This window comes from Roseovarius sp. E0-M6, assembly GCF_037083845.1.
In the GTDB taxonomy this organism is placed as follows: domain Bacteria; phylum Pseudomonadota; class Alphaproteobacteria; order Rhodobacterales; family Rhodobacteraceae; genus Roseovarius.
This window is the reverse complement of record NZ_JBAPLA010000003.1, coordinates 301,978-328,562: the sequence shown is the minus strand read 5'-3', so window position 1 is coordinate 328,562 and position 26,585 is coordinate 301,978. Positions and strand designations below refer to the sequence as shown.

Annotated in this window: 31 protein-coding genes and 1 other RNA gene; 10 read left to right on the top strand and 22 right to left on the bottom strand. The window is 61.5% G+C overall.

What is annotated here, in order from left to right; genetic code table 11:
* Positions 1-165: 165 nt before the first annotated feature.
* From V8359_RS11435 to V8359_RS11410, 6 genes are all read right to left on the bottom strand, one after another.
* Complete coding sequence (locus V8359_RS11435; protein ID WP_336429009.1) at positions 166-642, bottom strand: OsmC family protein; 477 nt, start codon at positions 640-642, stop codon at positions 166-168.
* Positions 629-1,210: a 5-formyltetrahydrofolate cyclo-ligase gene (locus tag V8359_RS11430; protein ID WP_336429008.1), complete on the bottom strand. Its 582-nt coding sequence runs from the start codon at positions 1,208-1,210 to the stop codon at positions 629-631. Before V8359_RS11430 ends, V8359_RS11435 begins: the two co-directional genes overlap by 14 nt.
* Positions 1,207-2,598 carry a magnesium transporter gene (mgtE, locus tag V8359_RS11425; protein WP_336429007.1) on the bottom strand — a complete coding sequence of 464 codons (1,392 nt, stop codon included), beginning with the start codon at positions 2,596-2,598 and terminating at the stop codon, positions 1,207-1,209. The genes V8359_RS11430 and mgtE overlap by 4 nt, the downstream gene beginning before the upstream one ends.
* Before the next feature lie 102 nt (positions 2,599-2,700).
* Positions 2,701-3,201 carry a CAP domain-containing protein gene (locus tag V8359_RS11420; RefSeq protein WP_336429006.1) on the bottom strand — a complete coding sequence of 167 codons (501 nt, stop codon included), beginning with the start codon at positions 3,199-3,201 and terminating at the stop codon, positions 2,701-2,703.
* Positions 3,202-3,206: 5 nt separating this feature from the next.
* A complete protein-coding gene (locus V8359_RS11415) occupies positions 3,207-4,010 on the bottom strand; it encodes an inositol monophosphatase family protein (RefSeq protein WP_336429005.1) in 804 nt (267 codons plus the stop codon).
* Between the two features lie 58 nt (positions 4,011-4,068).
* Positions 4,069-4,434 (bottom strand): helix-turn-helix domain-containing protein, encoded by a 366-nt coding sequence (locus V8359_RS11410; RefSeq protein WP_336429004.1) that lies wholly within the window; start codon positions 4,432-4,434, stop codon positions 4,069-4,071.
* Between the two features lie 288 nt (positions 4,435-4,722).
* On the opposite strand from V8359_RS11410, the gene V8359_RS11405 reads away from it, so the two are divergent.
* Complete coding sequence (locus V8359_RS11405; protein WP_336429002.1) at positions 4,723-5,688, top strand: NADPH:quinone oxidoreductase family protein; 966 nt, start codon at positions 4,723-4,725, stop codon at positions 5,686-5,688.
* Here V8359_RS11405 and V8359_RS11400 read toward each other — a convergent pair.
* Positions 5,672-6,559 (bottom strand): LysR family transcriptional regulator, encoded by an 888-nt coding sequence (locus tag V8359_RS11400; protein WP_336429000.1) that lies wholly within the window; start codon positions 6,557-6,559, stop codon positions 5,672-5,674. The two genes, V8359_RS11405 and V8359_RS11400, sit on opposite strands and share 17 nt — an antisense overlap.
* A gap of 125 nt (positions 6,560-6,684) precedes the next feature.
* Here V8359_RS11400 and V8359_RS11395 point away from each other — a divergent pair, with 125 nt between their 5' ends.
* The 3 genes from V8359_RS11395 to V8359_RS11385 all read left to right on the top strand — a co-directional run bounded on the left by V8359_RS11395 (position 6,685) and on the right by V8359_RS11385 (position 8,338).
* Positions 6,685-6,876: a DUF1127 domain-containing protein gene (locus V8359_RS11395; protein ID WP_336428999.1), complete on the top strand. Its 192-nt coding sequence runs from the start codon at positions 6,685-6,687 to the stop codon at positions 6,874-6,876.
* Between the two features lie 131 nt (positions 6,877-7,007).
* Positions 7,008-7,727: a Bax inhibitor-1/YccA family protein gene (locus tag V8359_RS11390; RefSeq protein WP_336428998.1), complete on the top strand. Its 720-nt coding sequence runs from the start codon at positions 7,008-7,010 to the stop codon at positions 7,725-7,727.
* Positions 7,728-7,900: 173 nt separating this feature from the next.
* A complete protein-coding gene (locus V8359_RS11385) occupies positions 7,901-8,338 on the top strand; it encodes a hypothetical protein (RefSeq protein ID WP_336428996.1) in 438 nt (145 codons plus the stop codon).
* A 307-nt stretch (positions 8,339-8,645) separates the two neighbouring features.
* Here the strand turns inward: V8359_RS11385 and V8359_RS11380 are convergent, their stop codons facing one another.
* The 8 genes from V8359_RS11380 to gatC form a co-directional block, all read right to left on the bottom strand.
* Positions 8,646-9,071, bottom strand: a complete 426-nt coding sequence (locus V8359_RS11380; protein ID WP_336428994.1) for an HIT family protein — start codon at positions 9,069-9,071, stop codon at positions 8,646-8,648.
* 76 nt (positions 9,072-9,147) lie between these two features.
* Positions 9,148-9,315, bottom strand: coding sequence for a 50S ribosomal protein L33 (rpmG, locus tag V8359_RS11375; protein ID WP_010441901.1), 168 nt, complete (start codon positions 9,313-9,315; stop codon positions 9,148-9,150).
* 302 nt (positions 9,316-9,617) lie between these two features.
* Complete coding sequence (locus tag V8359_RS11370; protein WP_336428988.1) at positions 9,618-10,052, bottom strand: BLUF domain-containing protein; 435 nt, start codon at positions 10,050-10,052, stop codon at positions 9,618-9,620.
* A gap of 243 nt (positions 10,053-10,295) precedes the next feature.
* Positions 10,296-10,677, bottom strand: an RNA gene (gene rnpB, locus V8359_RS11365) — RNase P RNA component class A.
* A gap of 103 nt (positions 10,678-10,780) precedes the next feature.
* Positions 10,781-11,476 carry an N-acetylmuramoyl-L-alanine amidase gene (locus tag V8359_RS11360; protein WP_442970364.1) on the bottom strand — a complete coding sequence of 232 codons (696 nt, stop codon included), beginning with the start codon at positions 11,474-11,476 and terminating at the stop codon, positions 10,781-10,783.
* A 28-nt stretch (positions 11,477-11,504) separates the two neighbouring features.
* Positions 11,505-12,251: a hypothetical protein gene (locus V8359_RS11355; protein WP_336428985.1), complete on the bottom strand. Its 747-nt coding sequence runs from the start codon at positions 12,249-12,251 to the stop codon at positions 11,505-11,507.
* Positions 12,252-12,303: 52 nt separating this feature from the next.
* Entirely contained in the window at positions 12,304-13,791 is a 1,488-nt protein-coding gene (gatA, locus tag V8359_RS11350; protein WP_336428984.1) for an Asp-tRNA(Asn)/Glu-tRNA(Gln) amidotransferase subunit GatA, read from the bottom strand.
* Positions 13,791-14,078, bottom strand: a complete 288-nt coding sequence (gene gatC / locus V8359_RS11345) for an Asp-tRNA(Asn)/Glu-tRNA(Gln) amidotransferase subunit GatC (RefSeq protein ID WP_336428983.1) — start codon at positions 14,076-14,078, stop codon at positions 13,791-13,793. Before gatC ends, gatA begins: the two co-directional genes overlap by 1 nt.
* Before the next feature lie 279 nt (positions 14,079-14,357).
* Between gatC and V8359_RS11340 the strand changes: the two genes are divergently transcribed.
* On the top strand, positions 14,358-15,050 hold the full coding sequence (locus V8359_RS11340) for a metal-dependent hydrolase (RefSeq protein ID WP_336428982.1): 693 nt from the start codon (positions 14,358-14,360) through the stop codon (positions 15,048-15,050).
* Positions 15,051-15,082: 32 nt separating this feature from the next.
* Here V8359_RS11340 and V8359_RS11335 read toward each other — a convergent pair whose 3' ends face one another.
* Together V8359_RS11335 and dapE are read right to left on the bottom strand one after the other, a co-directional pair.
* Positions 15,083-15,664, bottom strand: coding sequence for a TIGR04282 family arsenosugar biosynthesis glycosyltransferase (locus V8359_RS11335; protein WP_336428981.1), 582 nt, complete (start codon positions 15,662-15,664; stop codon positions 15,083-15,085).
* A gap of 6 nt (positions 15,665-15,670) precedes the next feature.
* A complete protein-coding gene (gene dapE / locus V8359_RS11330) occupies positions 15,671-16,825 on the bottom strand; it encodes a succinyl-diaminopimelate desuccinylase (protein WP_336428980.1) in 1,155 nt (384 codons plus the stop codon).
* A gap of 332 nt (positions 16,826-17,157) precedes the next feature.
* Here dapE and V8359_RS11325 point away from each other — a divergent pair, with 332 nt between their 5' ends.
* On the top strand, positions 17,158-18,747 hold the full coding sequence (locus tag V8359_RS11325; protein ID WP_336428978.1) for a Hint domain-containing protein: 1,590 nt from the start codon (positions 17,158-17,160) through the stop codon (positions 18,745-18,747).
* Between the two features lie 5 nt (positions 18,748-18,752).
* Complete coding sequence (locus V8359_RS11320; RefSeq protein ID WP_336428977.1) at positions 18,753-19,841, top strand: Hint domain-containing protein; 1,089 nt, start codon at positions 18,753-18,755, stop codon at positions 19,839-19,841.
* An 11-nt stretch (positions 19,842-19,852) separates the two neighbouring features.
* Here V8359_RS11320 and V8359_RS11315 read toward each other — a convergent pair whose 3' ends face one another.
* Positions 19,853-20,173, bottom strand: coding sequence for a hypothetical protein (locus V8359_RS11315; RefSeq protein WP_336428976.1), 321 nt, complete (start codon positions 20,171-20,173; stop codon positions 19,853-19,855).
* 31 nt (positions 20,174-20,204) lie between these two features.
* Entirely contained in the window at positions 20,205-21,242 is a 1,038-nt protein-coding gene (locus V8359_RS11310) for a sodium:calcium antiporter (protein WP_336429053.1), read from the bottom strand.
* A gap of 213 nt (positions 21,243-21,455) precedes the next feature.
* Here V8359_RS11310 and V8359_RS11305 point away from each other — a divergent pair, with 213 nt between their 5' ends.
* The gene (locus tag V8359_RS11305) at positions 21,456-22,172 is read left to right on the top strand and encodes a Hint domain-containing protein (RefSeq protein ID WP_336428975.1); all 717 of its coding nucleotides are present in this window, start codon (positions 21,456-21,458) and stop codon (positions 22,170-22,172) included.
* On the opposite strand, the gene dapD is transcribed toward V8359_RS11305, so the two are convergent.
* On the bottom strand, positions 22,173-23,000 hold the full coding sequence (dapD, locus tag V8359_RS11300; RefSeq protein ID WP_336428974.1) for a 2,3,4,5-tetrahydropyridine-2,6-dicarboxylate N-succinyltransferase: 828 nt from the start codon (positions 22,998-23,000) through the stop codon (positions 22,173-22,175). It abuts the gene before it with no gap.
* Between the two features lie 118 nt (positions 23,001-23,118).
* On the bottom strand, positions 23,119-23,706 hold the full coding sequence (locus tag V8359_RS11295; RefSeq protein WP_336428973.1) for a TetR/AcrR family transcriptional regulator: 588 nt from the start codon (positions 23,704-23,706) through the stop codon (positions 23,119-23,121).
* 66 nt (positions 23,707-23,772) lie between these two features.
* Here V8359_RS11295 and V8359_RS11290 point away from each other — a divergent pair, with 66 nt between their 5' ends.
* Together V8359_RS11290 and V8359_RS11285 are read left to right on the top strand one after the other, a co-directional pair.
* Positions 23,773-24,348, top strand: coding sequence for an NAD(P)H-dependent oxidoreductase (locus tag V8359_RS11290; RefSeq protein ID WP_336428972.1), 576 nt, complete (start codon positions 23,773-23,775; stop codon positions 24,346-24,348).
* Between the two features lie 44 nt (positions 24,349-24,392).
* A complete protein-coding gene (locus V8359_RS11285) occupies positions 24,393-24,881 on the top strand; it encodes an anthrone oxygenase family protein (RefSeq protein WP_336428971.1) in 489 nt (162 codons plus the stop codon).
* Between the two features lie 55 nt (positions 24,882-24,936).
* Here V8359_RS11285 and V8359_RS11280 read toward each other — a convergent pair whose 3' ends face one another.
* Positions 24,937-26,523, bottom strand: a complete 1,587-nt coding sequence (locus V8359_RS11280) for a 2-isopropylmalate synthase (RefSeq protein ID WP_336428970.1) — start codon at positions 26,521-26,523, stop codon at positions 24,937-24,939.
* Positions 26,524-26,585 lie beyond the last annotated feature (62 nt).

Here is a 26,585-nt window from a genome sequence, read left to right as displayed (position 1 = left end):
ATTGAAACCCCTTGCGGTTCAATGTTCTTCAAACATTCATCACCTGTGTCCTTAAAGCGTTTCGCGAAAAACCTGAATCACAGATTTGCGCGAAACGCAGCGCAACATTCAGGCGTTGCACGCGTTTCGCCTTTCGCTGATGTCTCAGGTTAAAGGCGAAACGCTTTAGCCCGCGCCACTGATCCGATACCGCGCCTTGACCTCTACCGGGAAATTCACCGACCGCGCGATGAAACAGACCTTGTGAACCTCGCCATGAAGCGCGTCGGCGCGCGTCAGATCAGTGCCTTGGGGCACCATGATACGCGGCCGCAAGGTGACCCGAAGAAATCGACTCGCGCCATCGGCGTCGGTCTCGCCCACCGCTTGTGGATCGTCACTATAGGCCTGCACGGCAATACCGGCATCGCTCGCGTAGTGCAGGAACCACAGCATGTGACAGGCCGAAAGTGCGGCGATCAGCATGTCTTCGGGGTTGTGCAGCCCCGGATCGCCGCCCAATAGCGGATCGTTCGAACAGTGGATCACCGGCTTGCCCGGCGTCTCGACATTCCAGCTCCGGTCATAGGCCCGGTAATGCGACGTGCCCTCGCCCCGGTTGCCGGTCCATGTCACACGCGCCGTATATTCATGCTCCGCCATCCACTGCCCTTCCGAAGGTGATCACCTCGCGCTCGGTCACCAGCAGGTCAAGCGCCTGATCCGTCGGCTCGAGCGGCAGCGCCGCCGCCTCCTGAGCCCCATAAGCAAAGCCCACGGCCAATGTTGGCCGACGCTGCCGCAAAAGCTCGAGCGTGCGGTCATAGAACCCCCCCCCATAGCCCAACCGCCCGCCCGACCGGTCAAAGGCAACCAGCGGCACGATCAGGATCTCGGGCTCGAAGAAATCGTCCTGCTCGGGGATCATTGCGCCGAACGGCCCCTCACGAAGCGGGCATCCCGGCTCCCACCGCGAGAATTTCAGCGGTCGACCCTCACCTTCTATCACCGGCACGCCAACAGGGCCATGGGTCGCCGCCTCGGCCATCGCGGGCAACGGATCAATCTCGGTGCGGATCGGCATGTATCCCGCCAGCGGCACGCCGCGATACCCCGCCAGCACCTCAGACAACCGCCCCGCCGCACCCGGAGCCGCCATCTGATGCGCCGCCTTGCGCCGCGCGAAGGCGGCTTTGCGCGCCTCGGCCTTGATCTGTGCCAGATCGCTCATAGCAGCCATATCGCCGCAAGCCCGAGGAAGACGAAGAAACCCACCACGTCCGTCACTGTCGTCACGAACGCGCCCGAGGCCAGCGCCGGATCGACACCCATCCGTTGCAGCAGAACCGGGATCACGGTGCCGGCAAAGCCCGCAACCACGAGGTTGACCACCATCGCCACCCCGATCACATAGCCAAGCTGCGGACCGCCGAACCATGCCACGCCGATGATGCCCATCACCACGGCAAAGGCCACCCCGTTCACCAAACCCACAAGCACCTCACGGCGGATCACCCGCCAGACATTGCGCCCGGTCAAGTCCTTGGTCGCGATGGCCCGCACCGCCACGGTCAAGCTTTGCGTCCCGGCATTGCCACCCATCGACGCAACGATGGGCATCAGAACCGCAAGCGCCACGAACTGCGCGATCGTGGCCTCGAACATCGAGATGACCAACGAGGCCAAGATTGCCGTCACGAGGTTCACCGCAAGCCACGGAAAGCGTTGTTTCGTGGTCTCGACGATGTTGTCGTTCAACCTGCCTTCGCCAACCCCGGCAAGCCGCATGATGTCCTCTTCGTGCTCTTCGTCCAGCACGACCATGGCGTCATCAATGGTGATCACCCCGACAAGGCGGTCGTTTTCGTCCACCACCGGCGCCGAGATCAGGTGATATTGGTTGAAGGCATAGGCCACGTCACCCTCGTCCTGGGTGACGGGGATGGTGTGAAACGTCTCTTCCGCCAAGGTGCTCAGAAGAACCTCGCGCCGCGACGCCATCAACTTGCCCAGCGTTACATTGCCGACTGGCCGCAGCTTGGGATCGACCATCACGATGTGATAAAACTGATCCGGCAGATCCTCCTGATTGCGCAGATAGTCGATGGCCTCGCCCACGTTCCAGTGTTCGGGCGCCATCACCACTTCACGCTGCATCAGGCGGCCGGCGGAATATTCCGGATAGGTCAGCGATTGCTTGACCGCGACCCGGTCACTGTCCTCGAGCACCCCGAGGATCGCTTCCTGCCGCTCTGCCTCGAGATCTTCGACAAGGTCGACGACATCATCGGAATCGAGGTCGCGAACCGCTTCGGCAAGCACTTCCGGGTTGAGGATATTGAGAACCTCTTCCCGGATCGACTCGTCCAGTTCGGTCAGCACATCGCCATCGAACTCGGTGCCATAGAGATCGATCAGCCGACGACGGTCAAAGGCGTTGAGCTGTTCGAGAAGGTCGGCGATATCGGCGGCGTGCAGGGGCTCCATTTCCGCCCAAAGCTGCTCGCGGTCCTGTATGTCCACCGCATACATGATCCGTGCGATGGACTGCGGGTTGAGCGCATAGGCGTTCTCGTCCGGCTCGGACTCCGGCTGTTCCTGATCGTCGAACTCGGTCATACGCCCCCCGTCACTCAAACGCCGCTCATTGCGCAAGATGTAGCTTGTTTTAAAGCTGGATTATATCCCCAAAAGACAGGTCGCGCGCGCCATGTTCCAGCGTCAACACCCGCTCCGGCCAAGCACCATGACCCAAAGGCCGCCGCGCCGGGCAAGGCCCACGTCTTCGGCCTGCGGGTTGAGCATGTTGCGCCGGTGTCCGGGCGAAAACATCCACCCCGAAAGCACCTCTTCGATGGTCTGCGGGCCCTGCGCGATGTTCTCTGCGATATAGCAGAAACCATAGCCCGCGCGCCGTGCCCGGTCCCCCACGCTGCTGCCGTCGGGTCCGGTGTGGCTGAAACTGCCCGTGGTGAACAGATCAGTCGCATGGGCGCGCGCCACCGACGCCAAGGTCGGGCTTGCCTTCAGAAAGGCGGCATCGGCCTGCGCGCGGTAGTCGTTGATCCGCGAAAGCGCATCGCGTGTCAGAGTGACGGAGCCGGTCTGCGGGCTGTCCTGAGTGCTTTGTGTGGGCGCTTGCGCCACAATGGGGCCGTCATCCGGCCCACAAGCCATCAGTGTCACGCAGGTCATCAGGGTCAGGCTCGCTACGATTTTCATAACCTCTACTCCGGCTTGCTCCGTTCCACCTGTGACAGGATTTCTAGCGCCTCATCGTGCTGTCGCCGGCTCGCGGCGGCAACGACGCTGCCACCGGCATGGGCCGGATACCCGTGCCAGTCGGTCACGATACCGCCTGCCGCCTCGATCACCGCGATTGGCGCCTGAATATCATATGGCTGCAACTCGGTCTCGATCACCAGATCGATCTGTCCCGCCGCAATAAGCGCATAAGCATAGCAATCCATCCCATAGCGCGTCAGGCGCGCCTCTTTGGCCACCGCGCGAAAGGCATGCGCCTCGGGCTGGGTGCCAGGATCGGGAAAGGTGCTGAAAAGAATGGCCTCGGCAAGCGGGCGGTCACCCCGCGTCTTGAGCGGCATTTCGCCCTGCGGCCCGCGCATCGAGGCGCGGCCAAAGCCCCCCTCGAACCGCTCTGCGATATAGGGCTGATCAATCAGCCCATAGATAGGTCCCTCGGGCTGCGAAACGGCGATCAGAACGCCCCATGTCGGCGTGCCCGAGAGAAAGCCGCGCGTGCCATCTATGGGATCAAGCACCCAGGTCAGGCCGCTTCTGCCTGAGGTTGCGCCGTATTCCTCGCCAAGGATTCCGTCATCCGGGCGCCGCTTGCCAAGGATTTCACGCATCGCGCGTTCAGCGGCGCGATCGGCCTCAGTGACGGGATCGAACCCGCATGTTTCCTTGTTGTCGGCGCTCAGCCCATCCTTGCGGAAATGCGGAAGCACCGCCCCGCGCGAGGCATCAGCCAGCGCATGGGCGGTTACAATGATGTCATCGGTATCCACGGCGCCGGCCCTCCAAGGTCTTGCTGTCAGACCTTGCTAGCCCGAACGCCGGTCCGGCTCAAGCGACGTCGCTCAGCACCCGCGCAAGTTCAAACAGGCGGCGGCGCTGATTCTCGGGGATCGCGTAGTAGGACCGCACGAGATCGAGGGCCTCCTTGTCGCCCATGAGATCGCCCGGTGCCGCAGCCCCATCCGCATTCGCCTGACGTTCAAGCCCCTCGAAGAAAAAGCTGATATCGACGTCCATCGACCCGGCGATATCCCAAAGCCGCGAGGCGCTGACGCGATTTGCGCCAGTTTCGTATTTCTGGATTTGCTGAAACTTGATTCCGACACTTTCGGCAAGCTGCTGTTGTGTCATGCCGACAAGCCACCTGCGATGGCGGATCCGCTTTCCTACATGCACGTCCACTGGATGAGGCATCCTGTTGCTCCCTGTTCATCGTTCCATCCGGCGCCGCCAAAAGTTCCCGGCGGAACGTTCCCTTTACTGCATCGAACTGATGCACACCAAAAAGTGACGGCTGCTGGGAACCTACACACTTTTCCGTCATCCGAGAAGGTATTTGGTCAAATTTGAAACAATTATAGCGAGAACGCCATTCAGTCCGCATTTTCTGTCGCCGCGACCGTCCTGCGGCTATACTTTCAGGCGCGTTTCAGGCACATAACGCTGCAGCCAAGGTTCCGAAATCCCGGAGGAACAAGACACATGCACGCCTTTCAAGTTACTGGATTCGCGTCTCCCCCGGCCCTGCGGAAGGTGGATTGCCCCGCCCCCGCCCAAGGCGAGATGCACGTTCGGATCGCGGCCTGTGGTCTGAATTTCGCGGACCTGCTCATGGCAGACGGAAAATATCAGGACACACCCGACCCCCCCTTCACCCTCGGCATGGAGGTCGCGGGCACCGTCGAAGAGGTGGGACCAGACACCGAAGGGCCGGCACCGGGCACCAGGATCGCGGTCTTCTCGGGTCAGGGCGGGCTTGCCGAACAGGGCTGTTTTCCGGTTGAACGTGCGGTCCTGTTGCCTGACGCGATGGGCTTTGCCGAGGCTGCCGCCTTTCAGATCGCTTACGGCACGAGCCATCTCGCGCTGGATTACAAGGCACGGCTGCAACCGGGCGAAAACCTCCTCGTGTTGGGTGCGGCGGGCGGCGTTGGCCTCACCGCGGTCGAAATCGGCAAGGCGATGGGCGCCACCGTGATCGCCTGCGCGCGCGGTCAGGACAAGCTTGCGGTCGCCCGCGCTGCCGGGGCCGACCATTTGATCGACGCCGAAACCGACGACATCCGCACAGCCGTCCGCGATCTGGGCGGCGCGGATGTGGTCTATGATCCTGTCGGCGGCGATCAGTTCAAGGCCGCGTTCCGCGCCTGCAACCCCGAAGCGCGCCTCCTGCCCATCGGCTTTGCCAGCGGCGATGTTCCCCAGATTCCGGCCAATCACCTGCTGGTCAAGAACCTCACCGTTATGGGGCTCTACTGGGGCGGCTACCTGCGCTTTGCCCCGCATGTCGTGACCGACAGCCTTGCCACCCTCATGGACTTGTTCACCGCGGGCCGCATCAAACCGCATGTGAGCCACATCCTGCCGCTCGACCGCGCCGATGAGGGGCTCGAATTGCTCCGCACCCGGAAATCCACCGGCAAGGTGGTGATCACGCCTCCCGGATAAGCTCGGCCAGCGGCGCCGCTGCGGGCTGTGCAAAGCCTTGCCGCAACATCCCCAGAAGCTCGGCGGTCACCGCGTCGCGCTCCTTGCGCCTGTGATAAAGGTTGATCTTCTGACTTCCGAGATGGGGCAGGTCACAAGACGCAGGCAACGCCTCAAGATGGCGCGGAATGCTATCCTCAAGTAACGCCCCAACCGCAAGATCGGCACTCACAAGCGCCTCCACAGCGCGATCATCATCGCTCTCGACGGCAAGTTCCCAGTCGATTCCCGCCGCATCCAGTTCGCGCAGAACGATGGGCCGGAAGATACAGAACGAACAGAACGCCAACCGAAGCGGGCGCTTCTTCCACGCCTGACCGCCAATGGACCCCGTCCACCTGAGCGGCATTTCAGTTAGCGTCTCGCCATCCTCGGATGTCTTCGCCTCGGTGGTCAGGATCACATCGACCTCTCCTTTTCGCATCGCCTCATGAAGCGACACGGTGCTCGAAGAGCGAAGCCGCACCTTCACCCGCGGAAACATGCTGTTGAAGGTCTTGAGCACGCGCGGAATAACCGGATAGACAATGTCATGCGGCACGCCCAGCGTGATCTCGCCCTCGTAAACCTCGTCGGTAAGCCGCCCCACCGCCTCGTCATTGAGCGCCACCAGACGCCGCGCATAACTGAGAAGCTGCTCGCCCGAGCCGGTAAGCGCGATACGCCGCGCCGTGCGATCAAAGAGCGCAATGCCGAGTAAATCCTCAAGCCGCTTGAGCTGCATACTGACCGCCGACTGCGTGAGATTGAGCGCCACCGCGGCGCGCGTCACACCGCCCTGATCCGCAACCGCCACGAACGAGCGTAGCGTCGTCATATCCAGATTTCTCATATATCACCAATCATGATGTAGATCATTTCAAACATTCGTTTTCATAATGATGACAGATGCTCCAGATATATCAACAGATAAAATGAACCAGAACCAACCCATCAGAGAAACGAAAGGATTTGATCATGACAACCCTCACCCGCAACGCGACTTGCCCCGCCCCCTCCCGGCACCGCCAAATCTCGCTCACCGCGCGTCTTGCGGTGCTGCGCGAACGGCGGCGCCTTGCACGGCTCTCCGATGAGGCGCTCCGCGATATCGGCCTGTCCCGCCGCGAGGCCCTCCGCGAGGCCCGCCGCCCGTTCTGGGACATCTGACATCACCGGACAGGCCCGACGCATTTTAACGGCCCAAACCGTCTGAAACTCTTGAATTATGGGGGCCCGTGACCGATATTGGATGCAAACCGCCCGGTCCGGGCGGATAGGTCCACATTTCGGAGGCTTGAATGGCTGAATTTGACACAATCCGCGCCGGTGCCGGCACGCGCACCGCACAGGTTGATCAGGGGCTTCGCGCCCACATGAACAAGGTCTACGGCACCATGTCCGTGGGCATGTTGCTGACGTTCCTGACGGCATGGGCTGTTGGTAACAACGCGGCGATGATGGAAACGCTCTTTACCGGGATTACCCGCTGGATCGTGATGTTCGCACCGCTGATCATGGTCTTCGCCTTTGGCGCGGTGATCAACAAGCTCAGCTATGCGGCGGCACAGCTCTTTTTCTACGCCTTCGCCGCCGTGATGGGCGTCTCGATCAGCTATATCTTCGTCGTCTTCACCGACTTCTCGATTGCGCAGGTCTTCCTGACCACCTCTGTGGCCTTCGCGGGTCTCTCGCTCTGGGGTTACACCACGAAGAAGGATATTTCGGGCTGGGGCTCGTTCCTGATCATGGGTGTGATCGGCCTCATCGTGGCGTCGATCATCAACATCTTTCTCGGCTCCCCCGCGATCATGTTCGCGATCTCGATCCTCGGTGTCCTGATCTTTGCGGGCCTGACGGCGTATGACACGCAGTCGATCAAGAATGAGTATCTGGCGCATGCGCATCACGGCGACAGCGAATGGCTGGGCAAGGCTGCCATCATGGGCGCCCTGCGCCTCTATCTCGACTTCATCAACATGTTCATGATGCTGCTGAACCTGTTGGGCGCACGCGAATAATCCATCCCTTTTCCAAGGGTATGAGTCTGGGCCGGTCCTCGCGATCGGCCCTTTTTCGCTGCGGAAACGGCTGGCCACCTGTTGGCAACAATCCGCAAGGCGGCCCAAAAATGATTCACAGACACGCCGGAATGCGCATACTGCGATCAAACCTATTTGACCGGAGCCTCACCATGAGCACCAAACACGTCCTGCTCTCCGCCACAGCCCTTGGCGTTCTCGCCCAGTCGGGCCACGCTGGCACCGACACATGGTCCCTGCTCAAGCAGATCGACATTTCCGAAACCGTGACCGACACCACCTACGAGGTGAAAAAGACCTTCCCCACCGAACTGCGGGACGGCGCCATCGAGGTCGAGATCACGGGCTACGCGGTGCCCCGCATCCCCGGCGATACGGTTCAGGACATCATCCTTGTGTCCGACATGGGCCTCTGCCCCTTCTGCGGCAGCCTCGACCATGGTGGCAACCTTCAGGTGCTGCTCGAGACTGACATCCCCAGCTTCGAGGATGGTCAGCGCATGACCCTGCGCGGCACGCTCGAGCCGGTGACCGACCCCGAAACCTGGCAGGCCGCCATCCTCAAGAACGCGCGGATCGTCCCGAACTGAGCGGCGTGAAGGCGTTTTCGCGAAACGCTGCGTGAAAACAGCATCCCGCCTCCACGGAGGAACGTCCCCTACGCCAGTCGCCCTCGAAACCGCGCGTCGCCGGGTCGTGGATGCGGCGATCCGACGGAGGCATGCTTTCAGCATGACGATGCGCGGCGGCGCTACCCCCGATTCCGCGCGGCGAAGCAAACACCAAAGGCAAGCCGCCCATAGCCCCCAGCCGCTCGTCGCCGCGCCGTGGGTGCAGCCCGGCGATCGCGCTGCGGCGCTACGCGCCTTATCCCGCACGGAAAAGGCATCTCGCAGTTCACCGAAGCTTTCGCGCCTCTTGCTCCAGCTCATCCAGTGTCGGAGCAGGGCGAGCGGTCGGAAGGAGTATGCCGTCCTCGAAATACCTAAGCGACGTGACGTCTGTTTTCTCATGCAGCGGCACGATATGAGCGTGGCAATGCGCAATATCACCCCCCGTGCAAACAAAGCCGACGCGCGTCACCTCGTAGATGGCCTTCAACCTGCGCGCCAACATCTGCCCCGCTGCGATGAACCCGCTCGCCAAAGGGGTAGGCAGATCGTCAAAATAGGAATAGTGAGCTTTCGTAATCAGCTGCATATGGCCCGGTCGGATCGGATTGCGATCCAGAAACACCAGAAACTCCGGGTCCTCCCAGACCCGGCAGGCCGAGAACACCCCGTCTGCGATTCCGCAGAACGCGCATCGGTTTTCATTTTCCATGGATGTCACTCCCCCAAAAAACGAAAAAGCCGCGCTGGCATAGCGCGGCTTTTCAAACGTCTGGATCAGGCCGATCTTACTTGATCTTGCCTTCCTTGTATTCGACATGCTTCCGCGCAACGGGGTCGTATTTGCGGATGGTCATTTTCTCGGTCATGGTGCGGGCGTTCTTCTTGGTCACATAGAAATGGCCCGTGCCTGCGGTCGAGTTCAGACGGATCTTGATGGTCGTCGGCTTCGCCATGAGTGCTCTCCTGCAACAGGCGGTATCACCGCCCGTGAAATCCTTCGTGAAGCCCGCCTTTTAAAGGGATGGCGCCCCGAGTCAACAGCCTTTCTCATCGCCATGGCCGGGAAAAGCACCACAGCCCGAACCCTGTCCGCGTCAACGCGCGGCTCAGACTAAAGTCGAAACCTCTGCAATGGGCGGATCGGTCGTCGCGTCGTATGAAAATCCGCGTCTCAGCGTCGCTTCAAAACACGTCAGGTCGATGAATCGCTGCATTAACGGCCTGTTTTTTGACCCTCGGGACAGAGTGACCTTGATCACCTGTTTCTTTGAAAGTCTTCATACATCGCCTTGGCAAGCATCAACGCGATCTCTTTATTGGCAACGTTCAGGCCGTCGTCACTCTTCATTTGATCCAAGGACTGAAACGAATTCTTCGTATATCGACCAATTTCATCGGGCCCGGCATATCCCATCTTCCAGTCCGAGAAACCCCGGCTTTCGGCGAAATCGCACCACGTGAGAGATAGGTTGGTGTGACGGGGGTCGTGATAAATGCGGTCGAAATAACACTTATCGACTTCGGCTTTCGGCCCCTCCAGAACCTGAAAGAAAAGTTCGTCATGATACATGAGAACACCGGTAATCCCGTCTCTCGCGTTGTTGCGCCGGGACACGTCCAAGATATCGGACAGTGTCGCCTGATCTAACGGAGATTGGGACCGACTTATGTAAGCGAGTTGATAAAGCAATGACAAGCTCCTGACCGTGAGAGCGCCCCGTAGACCAAATATAGGTCATTTACAATGACCTATTTTACAGCCGGCAAACCTATGCTTCTCGGTCTGGTTTGGAGCGTGGCATAGGTCCTTGTCGCGGTTCCGGTCTCTAAGCGGCGCCCTACTTTAATATGCGTCAAAGGCCGGTCGCAACGGGGTGGCCCCCCTGAATGTTCGCGCAAACGCCGCGCATCAGGCAACCAAAAGGGGATACTATTGCGCGGAGGGGCTATAAGCCGGATTCTGTCACCGGGGCGCGAAGCCCCGGGAGATGACCATTCTTCTGGACCCGCAGTTGCCTGCGCGCCTCAAGCTGCCTACCCGGATCTGCTGGGCCAAGGCGGCCTGCGGGTTTGACCCCGCGCGCGATCCCTATTCGGCATTGCTCCCGGTGGGGCTTGCCATGCCGGTCCGGTTGCCCGTCCCGCGGTGGGCTCTTACCCCACCGTTTCACCCTGGCCCCTGCGGACAGGGGTGGTTTCTTTTCTGTGGCGCTTTCCCTCGGGTTGCCCCGGCCGGGCGTTACCCGGCACCGTCGCCTTGTGGAGTCCGGACTTTCCTCGACGCGCATTCTTGACAGGTCAAAAATCGCGTCCGCTGCGAGAGTGTTTTTCCCTTGGAAAAAGCACGTAAGCAGCCCGTTCGACATTTCACCTGTCACGCACGCGCCGCGGCCATCCGCCCCTCCGCGCACACTCCATCTAGGTGCGCACACCCCTCCGGTCAACGGGAAACCGCGTTGCCATATCCTTGAGCACGGCTAAATCCCCGGCCTCCAGCGGCCCCCGCGCCCATGGGCGAAACCGCAAGCGAACAGCCCTCAGCACATCCTCATCCGAGAAATCGGGCCTGTATCCGACAGCTTCCGCCAGCTCTCGAAACGTCGCCAGATCGTCATCGCCCGGTGCGCGCGCATCCGGCCAAACGGCCAGCCCTTGCCGCGCAAGCCTCCGCCAGTCAAAGCGCGGGCCTGGATCGTCCTTGCGATTCGGCGCCATGTCCGAATGCCCGATCACCCGCTCCGGCGGAATGCGCCACCGGTTCAACAGGCCGCGCACCACCCGCTCGAGCATCTGCATCTGCGGGTCGGGAAAGGGCACGTCGCCGCGATTGGCAAGCTCGATACCGATGCTGTGGCTGTTCATGTCCTCGGCGATCCGGCCCCAACCGCCCAGCCCCGCATGATGCGCACGGGCCGTTTCCTCGACCAGTTGCCAGATGCGGCCATCCTCGGCGATCACGTAATGGCACGACACACCGGCCTCGGGACAGCATAACCGCTCCACCGCCGCCTCGGCGGTCGCCATGTTGGTGAAATGCACGATGATCGTGTCAATGACCGCCTCGGGCGGCCCACCTCTGCGCGCGCCCTGATTGGGCGATGGCAGCCGGATCATCGACGCCGGCAGCCCGTCCTGACCGGGCTCAGCCACCCACGGCCTGACGGAAGGGTGTAGGATCCCAGCCGCAAGCATAGCCATCCCCATCGGGGTCAAGCCCCTTTCGGTCGCGCGACGGTCCGCCGCTCGACAAAAAGGCTTCCTGCGCCTTGTCGGGCGAAGGGTATTGCGCACAGTTGCGCGCATAACGGTTGCCGCTCCCGATATTGAGACGGCGGTGAACCTGTGTGCCTACCGGGTGCTTGGTCTCAAGCGCATAGGCCACGATGTTCGGCCCCGAACCGCCAGACCGCGCCGGAAGCGCCTTTGGCTGGATCACCTCGTATTGTGCGCGGTTGGCTTCGATACGCGCCTTGTCACTCTCGATCGAACGTTGCGCGCCCACCGCATCGAAATCGTTTTCCTGGCTGATGCCGACACTGTTGGTGACGGCCGGTGCCGGGTTCGACGGATCGGCTTCAAGCGGCACCTCCCCGGAATTTGCCTCGGCCCGCTTGCGGTCCGTCGCGTCCAGCGCCGCAAGCGTATCTTCGGCAACACTTCCATTGCCGCTGCCTTCGCCGCCGGGAACGCTCTCGTTGCCCATCGTCTCTTCGGGCGGCACCGCGCCAGTCCCCGCCAGAGCCGCGTCGCGGCGCGCCTGACGCGTCTCATAGCTGTCGTAATCCTCGAACCCGACGCCACTGCCCATATCGGGCGTTCCGCTCTCGGGGATGGATGGCCCACAGGCCGCAAGGGCCAGAACCGTCAGCCCGGCAAATACGTGTCGCATATCGCTCAAATGCCTTTCACTGCACCGGGACTCTGGCCCCGTCCGCGCGGCTTTACCACCATTTCGCGGGCTTTTCCACAAATCCCGCCGCGTCTTCCAGCGCATAGGCACAATTCAGCAACTCACCCTCTTCCCAAGGACGCCCGATCAGTTGCAGACCCAGCGGCAGACCCTGCCGATCAAGGCCGGTCGGCACCGAGATGCCCGGAAGCCCCGCAAGGTTCACCGTCACCGTAAAGACATCGTTGAGGTACATCTGCACCGGATCGGCCTCGGTCATCTCGCCAAGCCCGAAGGCCGCGCTCGGCGTGGCCGGCGTCAGGATCGCATCGACCCCGGCTGCAAAGGCCTCGTCGAAATCGCGCTTGATCAGCGCGCGCACCTTGCGGGCGCGGTTGTAATAGGCGTCATAGAACCCGGCCGAGAGCACATAGGTGCCCACCATCACGCGGCGTTGCACCTCCGCGCCAAAGCCTTCGGCGCGGGTCTTCTCATACATCTCGGTGATGCCGTCCCCGGCCTCGAGCCGGGCCCGATGGCCATACCGCACCCCGTCATACCGCGCGAGGTTCGAAGACGCCTCGGCCGGCGCGATCACGTAATAGGCGGGCAGCGCGTATTTCGTATGCGGAAGGCTGATTTCGCGTATCTCCGCTCCGGCGTCGCGCATCATTTCGCGGCCCCGCTGCCAAAGCGCGTCGATCTCCTCGGGCATGCCCTGCATGTGGTATTCGCGCGGAATGCCAATCACCTTGCCCCGAATGTCCCCCGTGAGCATTGCTTCAAAATCGGGCACCGGCAGGTCGGCGCTGGTGCTGTCCTTCGGGTCGTGACCGCACATCGCCCCAAGCATGATCGCCGCATCGCGCACGGTCTTGGTCATCGGCCCCGCCTGATCGAGCGACGAGGCGAAGGCGACAATGCCCCAGCGGGAACAGCGCCCATAGGTGGGCTTGATGCCAGTAATGCCGGTAAAGGCCGCCGGCTGCCGGATCGACCCGCCCGTGTCGGTGCCTGTCGCGCCAAGGCACAGATCGGCGGCGACCGCGCTCGCCGATCCGCCGGACGATCCACCCGGCGTCAGTGCCGTATCGTCATTGCCGCGCCGCCACGGATTGACCGCGTTGCCATAGGTGCTTGTCTCGTTGCTGCTGCCCATGGCGAACTCGTCCATGTTGAGCTTGCCCAGCATGACCGCACCCGCATCGAAAAGCTTTTGCGTCACCGTTGATTCGTATTCCGGCCAGAACCCGTCAAGAATCCGCGACGCGGCCTGACTTGGCACGCCCTTGGTGCAGAAAAGATCCTTGATGCCAAGCGGAATGCCACACATGGCGGGCGCGTCACCCGCCTTCAGCCGCTCATCGGCTGCCTTCGCCTGCTCGCGTGCAAGCTCGGGGGTGTTGTGTACGAAGGCGCCCAGCGCGCTCGCGCCCCCCGCGGCCTCTAGGCATGCCTCGGTCAACTCGACCGCCGTCACCTCGCCGTTGCGCAGCGCGTCACGGGCCGTGGCAATGTTCAATCCGTTCAGCTTGTCCATCACTCGACCACCTTCGGCACTGCAAAAAAACCTTCCCGCGCGTCGGGCGCGTTTGACAGAACCTTGTCCTGCTGATGCCCGTCCGTCACCTCGTCTTCGCGCCGCTTGAGACGCATCGGCGTCACGCTCGTCATCGGCTCGACGCCGCTCACGTCCACCTCGTTCAACTGCTCGATGAAGCCGAGGATGGTGTTGAACTCTTCTGCCAGTGCGGGCAGCGCCTCGTCCTCGACCCGAATTCGGGCAAGCTTGGCCACGCGGGCGGCGGTTTCGGTGTCAATCGACATGTAGTTTCTCTCCCGGCATATCCCGGCCCCGCGTTTAACGTCCCGCGCGCCCGCCCGCAAGCGCCCTGCCCGCCCCGCTGCGACGGTTTTTGCCGGTCCGGGGGCGCTCGGAGCGCACGCTGGGTTTACGATTGGCCCGACTCGTTCGGTGCCGACGCGATACAGACATGATACCGACGTAATACCGACGTGGCGGGCACCGTGTTAACCTTTGTTTGCCCGACGTCCCCGCGCGCCCTATCCTTTGGTCCAAACACATACCCTAAGGAAGGAAAAAACATGCGTATCACATGGCTCGGCCACGCCTCGTTCCGCCTTGAAATCGCGGGGGAAATCCTGCTCGTTGATCCTTGGCTCACCGACAATCCAATGTTGGACGCGGCCCAACATGACGCCGCCACCAAGGGGGCCACTCATATCCTGCTCACCCATGCCCATTTCGATCACGTCTCCGACACCCTCACCCTTGCCAAGCAAAAGGGCCTCACGGTGGTCGGGCAGTTCGATCTTATGTCACATTGGGAAAGCACTGAAAACATTGAGGTTATCGGCTTCAACAAGGGCGGCACCGTGTCCATCGGAGACGTCTCCGTGACCATGGTTCACGCCACTCATTCCACCAGCTTTGCGGGCGCCGATGGCCCCAACGTGCCGGGCACCGAATGCGGCTTCATGATCGCCGGAGAAGGCCGGACGATCTATGTTTCGGGCGATACCGATGTCATGGCAGACATGCAGGTTTTCAACGATCTTCATCATCCCGACATTGGCATCCTCTGCGCCGGAGGTCACTTCACGATGGACATGCGCCGCGCCGCCTATGCCGCGAAAACCTTCTTTGATTTCAAGACAGTGATCCCATGCCACTACCGCACGTTCCCGGTGCTCGAACAGACCGCCGAAGAGCTGATCAAAGCTCTGCCGAACGTGACCGTGATCGAACCCGAGGTGATGGACCCCATCGAACTCTGAGCGCGCATGGCCCGTTCAATATGCTCGGCTGCTCATGGGGTGACGCCCGCCAGATCGCGGGCGTCATCCACATCGCGCAACCTGTCGATCAGCGCATAGGACTGCCCATCCAGCGTGGCGATCGTATCCTCAAGCGCATGTGCGCTCGACCATCGCACCCCGTTGAAAAGTTGGGCTGGCACGGGGCGCACACGCTTGAGACCGATCAGCCAATATCCCCCGTCCTCGGCCGGCCCGAACACCGCGTCACTTGCGCCCAACGCCTTGAAAGCCCTGGCGATATGGTGCTTGCGCACGCCCGGCACGTCGCCACCGATCACACAGGTCGGCCCCGGTGGCGCGCTGCGCAGAACGCGGCCCATCCGGTCGCCAAGATCGCCCGCGCCCTGCGGCACCCGCCGCAATTGCGCGGGCCAGACGCGGGCGCTGATGGCCCGGTCGGGCGCCACGGCCAGTGTCACGTCCCAGCGGGGGTCTTGCACCTCGCGCAGCAGGCGGCGCACCTGATGGCGGAACCACCACGCCGCACCCACCATGCCAATATCCTGGCCCAACCTTGTTTTCACGCGGCCGGGACGCGGCTCTTTGAGCATTATGTATAACTGATCCCGCATGTGGCGTCAGTCGAAGTAATCGCGCAGAATACGTGTATAAACCGCCTTGAGTTGCGTGATCTGATCAATCTCAACCCGCTCGTCCACTTGGTGCATCGTGCGCCCAACAAGGCCAAACTCAACCACGGGGCAATGATCGCGGATGAACCTCGCGTCCGATGTGCCGCCCGACGTGGACAAAACCGGCGTCACGCCGCATTCGGCCTCGACCGCCTTGGCCACAAGATCCGACAGCGCACCCGGCGGGGTAAGGAATGATTCACCACTTATCTTTATGGTCATCGTCGCAGTGACCCCGAATTCCGCGGCGATGCGATCAAGATGCTCTTGCAACCACGCGCTCAGGCTCTTGCCGCTATGCGCATCGTTGAAGCGGATGTTGATGGTGGCGCGCACCTCGGCGGGGATGACATTCGTCGTCGGATTTCCGGTGTCGACGGTCACAACGGCCAGTGTCGAAGGGTCGAAATGTCCGGTCCCCTCATCCAGCCGGTGTGACGACAGCCGGTCCACCAGCCGCGCCATCGCGGGCAGCGGGTTGTTCGCGCGATGCGGATAGGCGGAATGGCCCTGTTCGCCCGTCACGGTGATCCAGGCCGACATCGATCCGCGCCTGCCGATCTTGATCATCTCGCCCATGCGGTCCGGACAGGTGGGTTCGCCCACAAGACAATGGGTCATCGCCTCGCCGGTGCCCTCCATCCAGTCCAGAATCGCGCTTGTCCCGTCAAACGCATCGCCCTCTTCGTCCCCGGTGATCGCGATGATCAGGGCGCCGGCCTCGGGCGGGGCCTCGCGCACCAGATCAATCGCGGCGGCCACGAAGGCCGCGACGCCCGATTTCATATCCGTCGCCCCACGCCCCCAGAGAAAGCCGTCCCGCATCTCGGCCCCGAACGGATCGACACTCCAGGCAGTCGCATCGCCCACAGGCACCACGTCCGTGTGACCGTTGAAGCCGAATGTCCGCGCCGCCCCCTTTGGCCCCCACCGGGCAAAGAGATTGGCGACACCGGCGCGGTCCACGCGGGTGCAGTCGAAGCCGGCCTCTTTCAGCATCTTCTGCAAAAGCGTGAGCGCGCCGCCCTCTTCGGGTGTGACCGAGGCACAGCGGACAAGCTGCGCGGTCAGATCGACGGGATCCGTGGGCGATGTGGTCATTGGCGGTCCACCTTCTTTTCAATGCTGCGCGCCCGGACCTATCCGCTTTTGCGACCTCCCGCAATCTCGACGCCCGCGACGGCCACGACGCCTGAGGCAAGCAAAAGTGCCACAGCCCGCCACAACGATTCGCATTGGATGAGAAATTTGCCCCAAGAGGCTGAAACTTGGCTAAATTGAGGCAAAACTATAACACCCGAGGCAGGGTAACAGGCTGGCCGCAAAGGCCAATATCGAGCGGGCTCTGAATATTTGCCCATTTTCGCGCGCACCACTGCGCGTGACATATTTCTGTTGCGCTGTCTTCGGCACGAGGTCGGAGAGCAAGAGCCATGGTTGCAGGCAGAGAACTTCCCATCGACCGCTTTGCCAGCGCGAACGAAATGGCGCAGGAAATTTTCGGCGCGGGCGCCACCGTTGTGAACGCCTCCTACAGCGGTGATCGCGACAGTTCGGGCATCTTCACCGATGGCGATGCGATTTCGCCCGGAGTGACCCCCGGCGACAGCGGCGTGATGTTCTCGACCGGCGATTTGCGGGGGTTCACCAACAACAACCGCTGGCAATCGAACGAAAGCGGCAGCACAACAACCAGATCCAGCGGTGAGAACAACAACCCGGACTTCAACGCCGCTGCGGGCACGAGCACCTATGACGCCTCCTATCTGGATGTGGATTTCGTCCCGAATGGTGATCTGATGACGATGCAATTCGTCTTCGCCTCGGAGGAGTATCCCGAATATGCCAATGGCGCCTTTCAGGATTTCGTCGGCGTCTGGGTGAATGGTAGCCAGGTCGAACTGTCAATCGGCGATGGCGATGTCGATCCCAACAACCTCAACGCCGGGGCCAACCAGAATCTTTTCATCGACAACACCGGCGATCAATACAATACCGAAATGGACGGGTTTACCGTCAAACTGACGACGACAATGCCCGTCAACGATGGCGTCGTGAACTCGCTTCGTATCGGAATTGCCGACGTCAACGACACCAATTACGACTCCACACTGCTTATCGCCGCGGACAGTGTTCAGACCACCCTCATCGCCAATGACGACGAAACCCGGCTCGATCCCGATGGGTCCAAGATGATTGACGTGCTGGCCAACGACGTCAACAACGGAAGCGGCAACGGCTCTTTGGTGATCACGCATATCAACAATCAGGCAGTCGGCCCCGGCGACAGCGTGACGCTTTCGACCGGACAGACTGTGCAGCTTAATTTCAATGGCACACTCACCCTGATCGGGGACGGCGACACCGAAGAATTCAACTTCACCTATGAAGCCAGCAACCAAACCGGCCAGAGTGATACCGGGTTCGTCTTGGTCGACTCGGTGCCCTGCTTTGTGGCGGGAACACGGATTCGTACGCCTGACGGCGATGTGCCCATCGAAACGCTGGAACCCGGCGACATGGTGATCACCCGTGATCGCGGGCCACAACCCCTACGCTGGATCGGGGAACGCCGCGTGCCTGCCCGTGGCGATTTCGCACCGATCCATTTCGCGCCCAACACGTTGGGACAGCATGGCCGCCTCTTCCTCTCTCCGCTGCACCGGGTTCTTATTCGCGACGCGCTGGCCGAATTGCTCTTTGGCGAGGATGAGGTCCTCATTGCCGCGCGCGATCTGGTGAACGACACGACGATCCGGCCCGTCGAAGGTGGCATGGTGGATTATGTGCATATTCTGTTCGATCAACACGAGGTGGTCTATTCCGAAGAACTCGAGACCGAGAGCTTTCTGCCGGGGCCCCAGTTCGCAAATAGTTTCGAAGCCGAAATCGTTGATGAAATCTGCATGCTTTTCCCGGAGATCGACCCGGCCACCGGCGCAGGCTACAGTCCCGCGGCCCGGCGCACACTGAAACGCTTTGAGGCGGCGCTTATCTCGCCCTCGCTTACACGGGCGGCCTGAGCGGGATGGTCTGGATCGCACTCTCCGACCATGCCGGCGGCGCGTTCGCCACTGCGGGGCTGGGAGCGTCGGATCAGGATCGGCTTGACCCGCCTGACAATGCCGTGGTCCGGCGTGGCACGATCATGATCGAGACGCGCTTTTCCGAGCTTTCGAGGCCGCAAACGCTTTTGGCTTTCCGTCACGCTCATCCTTTCGATGGCGGGTTCTCTCTCAGGGCGCTGCCGCGTGGCGGCATAACGCTCGCTCAGAATGTCGGTGCGGACATGTTGCACGCGACCCTTGACCACGGGCATGACGCGCGGGCCGATCTGGTGCGCATAACCTATTGTTGGGACTGCGAAAAAAGCTGGGCAAGGCTAAGTCTTGAGCGGTTGGACAATGGTCAGACCGTGACACGATACCTGCCGCGCGCGCATCCGCTTCCTTTCGCGGACATGCGACGGCTCGCACGGCCCGGCGCGCCCATCGACATGGACAGCGAGGTCGTCTTCGTGGCGATGGCCGATCACGTGCATCCGACAGGCCCGCTGCCGGGGCTTTGTGCGTCGGTTCCCGTGGCCACCCCTTCGGGGCCGGTGCCCGCCGCATGTCTGCGCAGGGGGGATACGGTTTGCACGGCCGATGGTGATATCGTGCCCGTGCTTCAGACCGTGCGCCTTACGGTGCCCGCACGCGGCACGTTCCGGCCCATACGCCTACGGGCGCCATTTTTTGGCCTCAACCGTGATACTCACGTTGCCCCTCATCAAAGGCTCGTGATGTCCGGATCGCAAGTGGATTACATGTTCGCCACAAGCTCCGTGCTTGTTCCCGCGCGGCATCTTGTCAACGACAGTTCCGCCTTCGTGGTCAAAACCGGAGATGTCGTGACCTATCATCACATCCTGTTGCCGGCGCACAAGGCGGTGATGGTGGACGGCTGCCAACTTGAAAGCCTGTATATCGGGCGGCTGCGCCGCAATCCCAAGGCTTTGTCCGAAAGTGTTCTGGCCCATTGCAGTCAGGCCCGGCTGCCGGAACACGCACGGCCCGTGTCACCCGTGCTCAAACCGTTCGAAGCGATCACGCTAGCGCGGGCAAACGCCGCCTGACAAGCGTGAAGTCAGTCGGTAAAGGGCGTGACCTGCGCGACGATCACCGCGTTTTCGTCCAACGCACGGGCCATCAAGGCCCGCTCTTCGTCGGGGATTTCATGGCCTTCGGCCTCGCGCTCTTCAAGGGTGCCATAGCCCGTCACATCCAGCGGCGCTGTGTCCGCCTGTTTGAGGATCGCCACGGTTTCGCGCACCGCTTCGGCTTCGTCCACGCCAGAGGCATAGACCACCAGAGCCGCACCGGTTGCGCCGTCTGGAAGGCCATCACCGGCTTTGCGACCGATCTCGACGGCGAGAGTGAATACCTGCTGTTTGCGTTCCTTGGCCATGGCCACTCTTTCGGGCCAAGCCGCTAGGGTGTCAACCTTGAAGTCCTGCGATTTCCACCCCGACCGCACAGGCGTAGACCGCCATGATCAACACGCTTTCGATGCCGATCCGCCCCGGCCCGTTGCGTTGACGCAAGATCAGCCCGCCCAGAAGGATCGCCGTCATGAGCATCCCGGTCGCCAGCCAGTAAAGATCATTCTGGGTGGCCGCCTCAAAGATCGAACCATCGCGATAAGCCACATCAGACGCCACAAGAAACAGCGTGTCGAACGTGTTGCCACCGATGATTCCGCCCACAGCAAGCTGAAGCGCACCCCGGCGCACGGCCACCAACGTGGTGACAAGTTCAGGCAGCGAGGTGATGACAGCCGTCATAAGCGCCCCGACGAGCGATGACGACAGGCCATAGCGCGCGATGAAGGTTGCTCCGACCTGACTGATGATCCAGCCGGAAAGCCCCATTACCGCAACCAGCGCGACAAAGATCATCGCCGGGCGCCGCGCGGATTTCTGCGCCTCGGTGGCGTCCTCGGGTTCGTCGTGGCGGGTTTCATGTGTTTCCACCGGCCGCCACATTGGCTGATCGCTGACTTGCGAAGACAGGTGCACCCCATAGAGATAGACGAGGAACATGATGATCGATACGGGATGGACCCCGAAATAGGCGATGTCCGGCCCGGCGATGGCGGCGATGGGAAGGCTCAGCAGGATCAACAACATCACCGCCTGAAACAGGTTTGCGGGCTCCGCTGCCGCGTGCTCAAGGTTTGCATTCTTGTGCAAGGTATCGGCGAAGGCCAAAAACAGCGTCTGTGCGGCAATGCCGCCCACAGCGTTCGAAACCGCGAACGACGCATCTCCGCCGCTCGCGGCGCTGACCGAGACCACCACCCCCGCGAGCGATGTCGCGCCACCCAGAAGGAGACCACCCACCATCGCCTCACCCAATCGGGTCCGGTCGGCAATGATATCCGCAAGCGCGGTCGCACGGACCGAGGCCGCCACGGCAACCGCCGCCGCCACCGCAAAGACGGTCAGGAGCCAGACAAGGGACAGACCGCCGATCATGCCAGCGGGCAGGCGCAAATGATATGTGTCATCAGGATCGCAACCTCGTTCCTCCGGGCTGGTTCCATACATTAGTCAGGCCAGCGCGGCGGCACCGACCCTCACAGGATCATATCAATTTTTCTTATTTCAAGGCGCCGCGACGCCAGTTTTGGCCGCCGCTTCGATCTTAGTTAAGGAAAAATTTTGAGCGGTTGTGGCAAATTTCAAAACATGAAAATCACAGGAGGTGCGACGCGGATGCCCTCGGACCGCCCGCTGACCCATCTTGGCAATGGCCTGTCGCCATCCGCCCCGGAGGTATCGGGGGGGTTGCATATCGACGCCGCGCAATCGCCCGACCTTGCCCATCGGGTGTTGGCCCGGCTGCCCGCACTGGATAGCACGATGCCCCTTCCCACGCCGGAGGGTCCGCGCTCGACCGATCAGCTTACGCCGGGCGATTGCCTTGTCACGCGCGATAATGAGGCGATGCCGCTGCGTGCCATGCTCACAATTCGCGTTCGTGCTCTGGGTGACTGGGCACCCGTCGAAATCGGGACAGGGGTTTTCGGCGCCTGTGCCGCATTGCGCCTATCGCGCCGACAGGAACTGTTGTTCGAAGGCTGGCGCGCCGAGCAAGCCTGCGGTCGGTCCGCCGCGATCTTCGGCGCGGGCGACCTGATCAACGGGACCAGCGTGCGAAGCGGGGCGACGGGCGCGTGGATGCAATATAGCTGCGCTCTGCTGGACCGTTCCGCCATGATCCGTGTCAACGGGCTTTGGGTGACATGTGCAGGGCTGGACATGCTTCACATTCCCGCCGCTCTGTGCCGCGCATTGCCCGGGCCTGACCCGTTCGTCGCACATCAGCACATGTCCCCAGCCCTGCCGCGCGCCACATCGTTTGAGGCGCGAGCCATCACCGGCGCGCATCCTCATGTCTGGTGATCAGTCGCGCAAAAGCTCGTTGATCGAAGTCTTGGCGAGGGTCTGCTCGTCCACCCGTTTCACGATGACGGCGCAATAGAGATTCACGCCATTCTTCGATGGCATCGAGCCCGAGACCACGACAGAGCCCGATGGCACCTCGCCATACATCACTTCACCCGTCTCGCGATCCACGATCTTGGTGGACTTGCCGATATAGACACCCATGCCCAGCACGGAGCCCTTGCGCACGATACAGCCCTCGACCACCTCGGAGCGTGCGCCGATAAAGCAGTTGTCCTCGATAATCGTTGGGCCGGCCTGCATGGGCTCAAGCACGCCCCCGATGCCAACACCGCCCGACAGGTGCACGTTCTTGCCGATCTGCGCGCAAGAGCCCACCGTGGCCCATGTATCAACCATGGAGCCTTCATCCACATAAGCGCCGAGGTTCACAAAGGACGGCATGAGAACTACTCCTGGCGCGATAAAGGCCGATTTGCGCACGATGCAGTTCGGAACGGCCCGAAACCCCGCAGCGCGCCATTCGTTCTCGCCCCAGCCGGCGAACTTGCTGTCCACCTTGTCCCACCAGCCGCCACCTTGCGGACCGCCGGGTTGAAGCTCCATATCCTTGATGCGGAACCCCAAGAGCACGGCCTTCTTGGCCCACTGGTTCACGTGCCACTGACCATCGGTTCCGGGCTCTGCAACGCGCAGCTTGCCGCTGTCGAGTGCATTGAGCGTGTCCTCGATCGCCTCGCGGGTCTCACCCCCGGTAGAAGATGTGATCGTGTCGCGCGCATCCCAGGCGGCTTCGATGGCGGTTTCCAGTTGATCGTTCGACATGGGTTCTCTCCGGCAAAGACAGTTCGCGTGCTCGCTATTGCCTATAGGCGCGCGTCCGGAAGGGTGCAATACGACGCTATGGGCCTTACCTGCGCCAATCGACAGGAACCCTGCCTTTTCAGACGCGCGTCAGCACTTGGATAGCGAGCTTGCGAAGGTGCGCAAGATAGCGATCCTGCGACCAGCCGCAGTCGCGCGTCAGCGCCTCCCAGTTGTCAATCGACAGCATTGTCCAGAGAATATCCGTTGCCCCGGTCTCGTCATGATCCTGCACGAGTGTGCCATCGGCGGCCAGAGCTCTCACCGCGGCGGCACAGCCTTCGCGCATGTCCTGCATCCTTTCGTGCCACGCACGGGACGCATCGGCATCGGTTTCGGCCATTACCCTCAGGGTTTTGGCCACGCCGTATATCTTGGGAATATAGCTGCCCCACGCCTCGACCCAGGCATCAAGGCGCTCCAGCCCTGTCTGTGCCGATCGGCTTGGCCGCAATCGCTCTTCGACGTTGAACGCCTCATCCTGAAACTTGGTCGTGGCGATGAATAACTCGGTGCGGTTGGGAAAGTGCAGATAGAGTGCCTGCCGGCTCACCCCTGCTTGCCGAGCGATGTCCGACATGCGTGCAGCCACGCCGGGATTGGAATCCAAGAGCGCCCAAGTGGCTTCGAGGATGCGTGTGCGGGTATTTGGTTCTTGACTTGACATAGTGTCAATTAACGTTCACTTGTCACGCTGTCAATTTACACAGTGTCAAGCAAAAGGAATCACATAATGTCTCGGAAAATTTTCATCTGGGTGGCTCATCCCAAACCCGCATCACTTTGTGCCGCGCTGGCCGACGCGTATGAAGCTGGCGCGCGAAGCGAAGGCGCCGATATCCGCCGTCTCGACCTTGCCGATATGGATTTCAACGGCTCTACCGAAGTTGCAAAGCACAGTCCGCTCGAGTCCGACCTGATCGCTTGGCAAGAGGCGCTGGCCTGGTGCGATCATGTAATGATCGTTCACCCCTACTGGTGGGGTGCGATGCCGGCGCGGGCAAAGGCCGTGCTCGACCGGGCGCTAAGCTCGGGATTTGCCTTCAAGTATCACGAGCGCGGCATGGGCTGGGACAAGCTTCTCAAGGGGCGCACGGCGGACGCGCTGATCACGTCGGACACACCGCCCCTCCTGGACACTATACTTTACCGCAAGCCCGGGCGCCGCGTCCTGCGCAATCAGGTGTTGGGCTTCGTCGGCATCCGGATGCGCAAAATCGTGCAACTGGGCTCGGTCAAGCTCGCCAATCCGCAGCGCCTCGGGACATGGATCGAACGCGCACATACAATGGGTCGAAAGGCCGCTTGAGCCTTGCAGCCATCACAACACACGATCTCAAAGGAGATACTTTCATGTCAGACATTCTTATCCAGTTTCTTTTCGGGGCCACTGCGGTCACCACCGCTTTGGTCGCAGGCGTCTTTCTGGCGTTTTCGGATTTCATCATGCGATCCCTGACTGCGGCGCGGCCAAATTCGGGCCTCGAGGCGATGCAGGTCATCAATCGCAAAGTGCTCAGATCGGCTTTCGTGACGGGGTTGCTTCTGCTGGTGCCAGTCATGACCGGGCTTGCCGCCTATGCGTGGCTGGCGATCGAAGGCCCATCACGGGATTGGTTCGTCGCGGGCGCCGTCATTTATATGATGGGAACATTCGCCGTCACCCTTCTGGGCAATGTGCCGATGAACAATCACCTTGAAGCCTTACCCACCGACAGCACAGAGGCGCGCGACTATTGGCGCGTCTACGCACGGAGATGGACAAGGTTGAATCATTTGCGCACTGCGGCTTCGGCCATGGCGGCTGTCTGCCTGCTGGTGGGAACCGTGGTTCACGCCTGAAACATTGCGCGCGCCGTTGGCACCTGATGAAACGAACGGCGCACGCAATAACCTCTCAGGTCAGGTCTTTGTAGCTGACTTCAGGCACGTCGCCCCCGGATTTGCCACGCCGCGTAATCAGACGGTTCAGCGCATGAATATAGGCCCGCGCCGAAGCGACAACAGTGTCGGTGTCGGCCGATTGGCCGGTCGCGATCTTGCCATCTTCCTCGAGCCTCACGCTGACCGTGGCCTGCGCATCGGTGCCTTCGGTCACGGCGTTCACCTGATAAAGCTGAAGCTTGGCATCGTTGGGATAGCATTCACGCACGGCCTTGAACGTCGCGTCCACCGGGCCGTCGCCCTGTGCGGTCGCGGTCTTCTCGGCACCTTCCACGTCCATCTCGATCACGGCTTCCGCGGGACCGGTGCCGCATACGACCTTGAGGTTGATGAGGTCCAGATGTGTCTCCGCATCGCCTGCGGTTTGCACCAGAGCGAGGATATCCTCGTCATAGACTTCCTTCTTGCGGTCGGCGAGATCCTTGAACCGGACAAAAACATCCTTGAGCTGGTTCTCACCGACGTCGTGCCCCAGATCCTTGAGCTTGGCGCGAAGCGCGGCGCGACCCGAATGCTTACCCAGAGGCAGCGACGTGCCGGTCATGCCCACATCCTCGGGACGCATGATCTCGAACGTCTCGGCGTTCTTGAGCATCCCGTCTTGGTGGATGCCGGATTCGTGCGCAAAGGCGTTCTTGCCAACAATCGCCTTGTTGAATTGCACGTTGAAGCCTGACACAGCAGCGACCCGGCGCGAGATGTGCATGATCTTCGTCGTGTCGATGCCGGTGCGATAGGGCATGATGTCACCGCGCACCTTCATCGCCATGACGACCTCTTCCAGCGCAGTATTGCCCGCACGTTCGCCAAGGCCGTTGATCGTGCATTCGATCTGACGCGCGCCACCCGCCACAGCCGCCAGACTATTGGCCGTCGCCATGCCCAGATCGTTATGGCAATGCGTGGCAAAGACGATCTCATCGGCACCCGGCACCTCGTTGATCAGGCGGCGGATCAGATCGGCGCTTTCCACCGGGGCGGTATAGCCCACCGTGTCGGGGATGTTGATCGTCGTCGCGCCCGCCTTGATCGCGATTTCGACCACGCGCTTGAGATAGTCCCATTCGGTGCGGGTGGCATCCATGGGCGACCATTGCACGTTGTCACAGAGGTTGCGGGCATGCGTCACTGTTTCGTGTATACGTTCGGCCATTTCGTCCTGCGTCAGGTCCGGAATGGCCCGGTGCAGCGGCGAGGTTCCGATAAATGTGTGGATGCGCGGACGTCTGGCATCCTTCACCGCCTCCCAGCATCGGTCGATATCCTTGAATTGCGCGCGCGCAAGGCCACAGATCACCGACTGTTCCGACTGTTTCGCGATTTCGTTCACCGCCCGGAAATCGCCCTCTGAGGCGATGGGGAATCCGGCCTCGATGATATCGACGCCCATCTCATCAAGAAGCCCCGCGATCTCGAGCTTTTCTTCGTGGGTCATCGTGGCGCCCGGGCTTTGTTCCCCGTCGCGCAGCGTGGTGTCGAAAATGACGACCTTGTCCTTCTCTCCGACAGGAGAGGTCTTATGCGTATCAATCTTGGTCATGGCTGGTCTCTTTGTTCGTGTCCTAAGCTTCTGGCGCGAAATGGCACATCCCCTGAGCGGTC

Coding starts and splice junctions, on each gene's coding strand:
- V8359_RS11355 (WP_336428985.1), bottom strand. CDS start 12,251: ATGCGACACGTATTTGCCGGGCTGACGGTTCTGGCCCTTGCGGCCTGT.
- V8359_RS11295 (WP_336428973.1), bottom strand. CDS start 23,706: ATGTCAAGTCAAGAACCAAATACCCGCACACGCATCCTCGAAGCCACT.
- V8359_RS11310 (WP_336429053.1), bottom strand. CDS start 21,242: ATGATCGGCGGTCTGTCCCTTGTCTGGCTCCTGACCGTCTTTGCGGTG.
- dapE (WP_336428980.1), bottom strand. CDS start 16,825: ATGACCACATCGCCCACGGATCCCGTCGATCTGACCGCGCAGCTTGTC.
- V8359_RS11335 (WP_336428981.1), bottom strand. CDS start 15,664: ATGCGGGATCAGTTATACATAATGCTCAAAGAGCCGCGTCCCGGCCGC.
- V8359_RS11360 (WP_442970364.1), bottom strand. CDS start 11,476: ATGATCCGGCTGCCATCGCCCAATCAGGGCGCGCGCAGAGGTGGGCCG.
- V8359_RS11280 (WP_336428970.1), bottom strand. CDS start 26,523: ATGACCAAGATTGATACGCATAAGACCTCTCCTGTCGGAGAGAAGGAC.
- V8359_RS11315 (WP_336428976.1), bottom strand. CDS start 20,173: ATGGCCAAGGAACGCAAACAGCAGGTATTCACTCTCGCCGTCGAGATC.
- mgtE (WP_336429007.1), bottom strand. CDS start 2,598: ATGACCGAGTTCGACGATCAGGAACAGCCGGAGTCCGAGCCGGACGAG.
- V8359_RS11290 (WP_336428972.1), top strand. CDS start 23,773: ATGTCTCGGAAAATTTTCATCTGGGTGGCTCATCCCAAACCCGCATCA.
- V8359_RS11410 (WP_336429004.1), bottom strand. CDS start 4,434: ATGCCTCATCCAGTGGACGTGCATGTAGGAAAGCGGATCCGCCATCGC.
- V8359_RS11435 (WP_336429009.1), bottom strand. CDS start 642: ATGGCGGAGCATGAATATACGGCGCGTGTGACATGGACCGGCAACCGG.
- gatA (WP_336428984.1), bottom strand. CDS start 13,791: ATGGACAAGCTGAACGGATTGAACATTGCCACGGCCCGTGACGCGCTG.
- dapD (WP_336428974.1), bottom strand. CDS start 23,000: ATGTCGAACGATCAACTGGAAACCGCCATCGAAGCCGCCTGGGATGCG.
- V8359_RS11285 (WP_336428971.1), top strand. CDS start 24,393: ATGTCAGACATTCTTATCCAGTTTCTTTTCGGGGCCACTGCGGTCACC.
- V8359_RS11380 (WP_336428994.1), bottom strand. CDS start 9,071: ATGGAAAATGAAAACCGATGCGCGTTCTGCGGAATCGCAGACGGGGTG.
- V8359_RS11340 (WP_336428982.1), top strand. CDS start 14,358: ATGCGTATCACATGGCTCGGCCACGCCTCGTTCCGCCTTGAAATCGCG.
- rpmG (WP_010441901.1), bottom strand. CDS start 9,315: ATGGCGAAGCCGACGACCATCAAGATCCGTCTGAACTCGACCGCAGGC.
- V8359_RS11390 (WP_336428998.1), top strand. CDS start 7,008: ATGGCTGAATTTGACACAATCCGCGCCGGTGCCGGCACGCGCACCGCA.
- V8359_RS11400 (WP_336429000.1), bottom strand. CDS start 6,559: ATGAGAAATCTGGATATGACGACGCTACGCTCGTTCGTGGCGGTTGCG.
- V8359_RS11395 (WP_336428999.1), top strand. CDS start 6,685: ATGACAACCCTCACCCGCAACGCGACTTGCCCCGCCCCCTCCCGGCAC.
- V8359_RS11430 (WP_336429008.1), bottom strand. CDS start 1,210: ATGAGCGATCTGGCACAGATCAAGGCCGAGGCGCGCAAAGCCGCCTTC.
- V8359_RS11405 (WP_336429002.1), top strand. CDS start 4,723: ATGCACGCCTTTCAAGTTACTGGATTCGCGTCTCCCCCGGCCCTGCGG.
- V8359_RS11305 (WP_336428975.1), top strand. CDS start 21,456: ATGAAAATCACAGGAGGTGCGACGCGGATGCCCTCGGACCGCCCGCTG.
- V8359_RS11420 (WP_336429006.1), bottom strand. CDS start 3,201: ATGAAAATCGTAGCGAGCCTGACCCTGATGACCTGCGTGACACTGATG.
- V8359_RS11325 (WP_336428978.1), top strand. CDS start 17,158: ATGGTTGCAGGCAGAGAACTTCCCATCGACCGCTTTGCCAGCGCGAAC.
- gatC (WP_336428983.1), bottom strand. CDS start 14,078: ATGTCGATTGACACCGAAACCGCCGCCCGCGTGGCCAAGCTTGCCCGA.
- V8359_RS11320 (WP_336428977.1), top strand. CDS start 18,753: ATGGTCTGGATCGCACTCTCCGACCATGCCGGCGGCGCGTTCGCCACT.
- V8359_RS11385 (WP_336428996.1), top strand. CDS start 7,901: ATGAGCACCAAACACGTCCTGCTCTCCGCCACAGCCCTTGGCGTTCTC.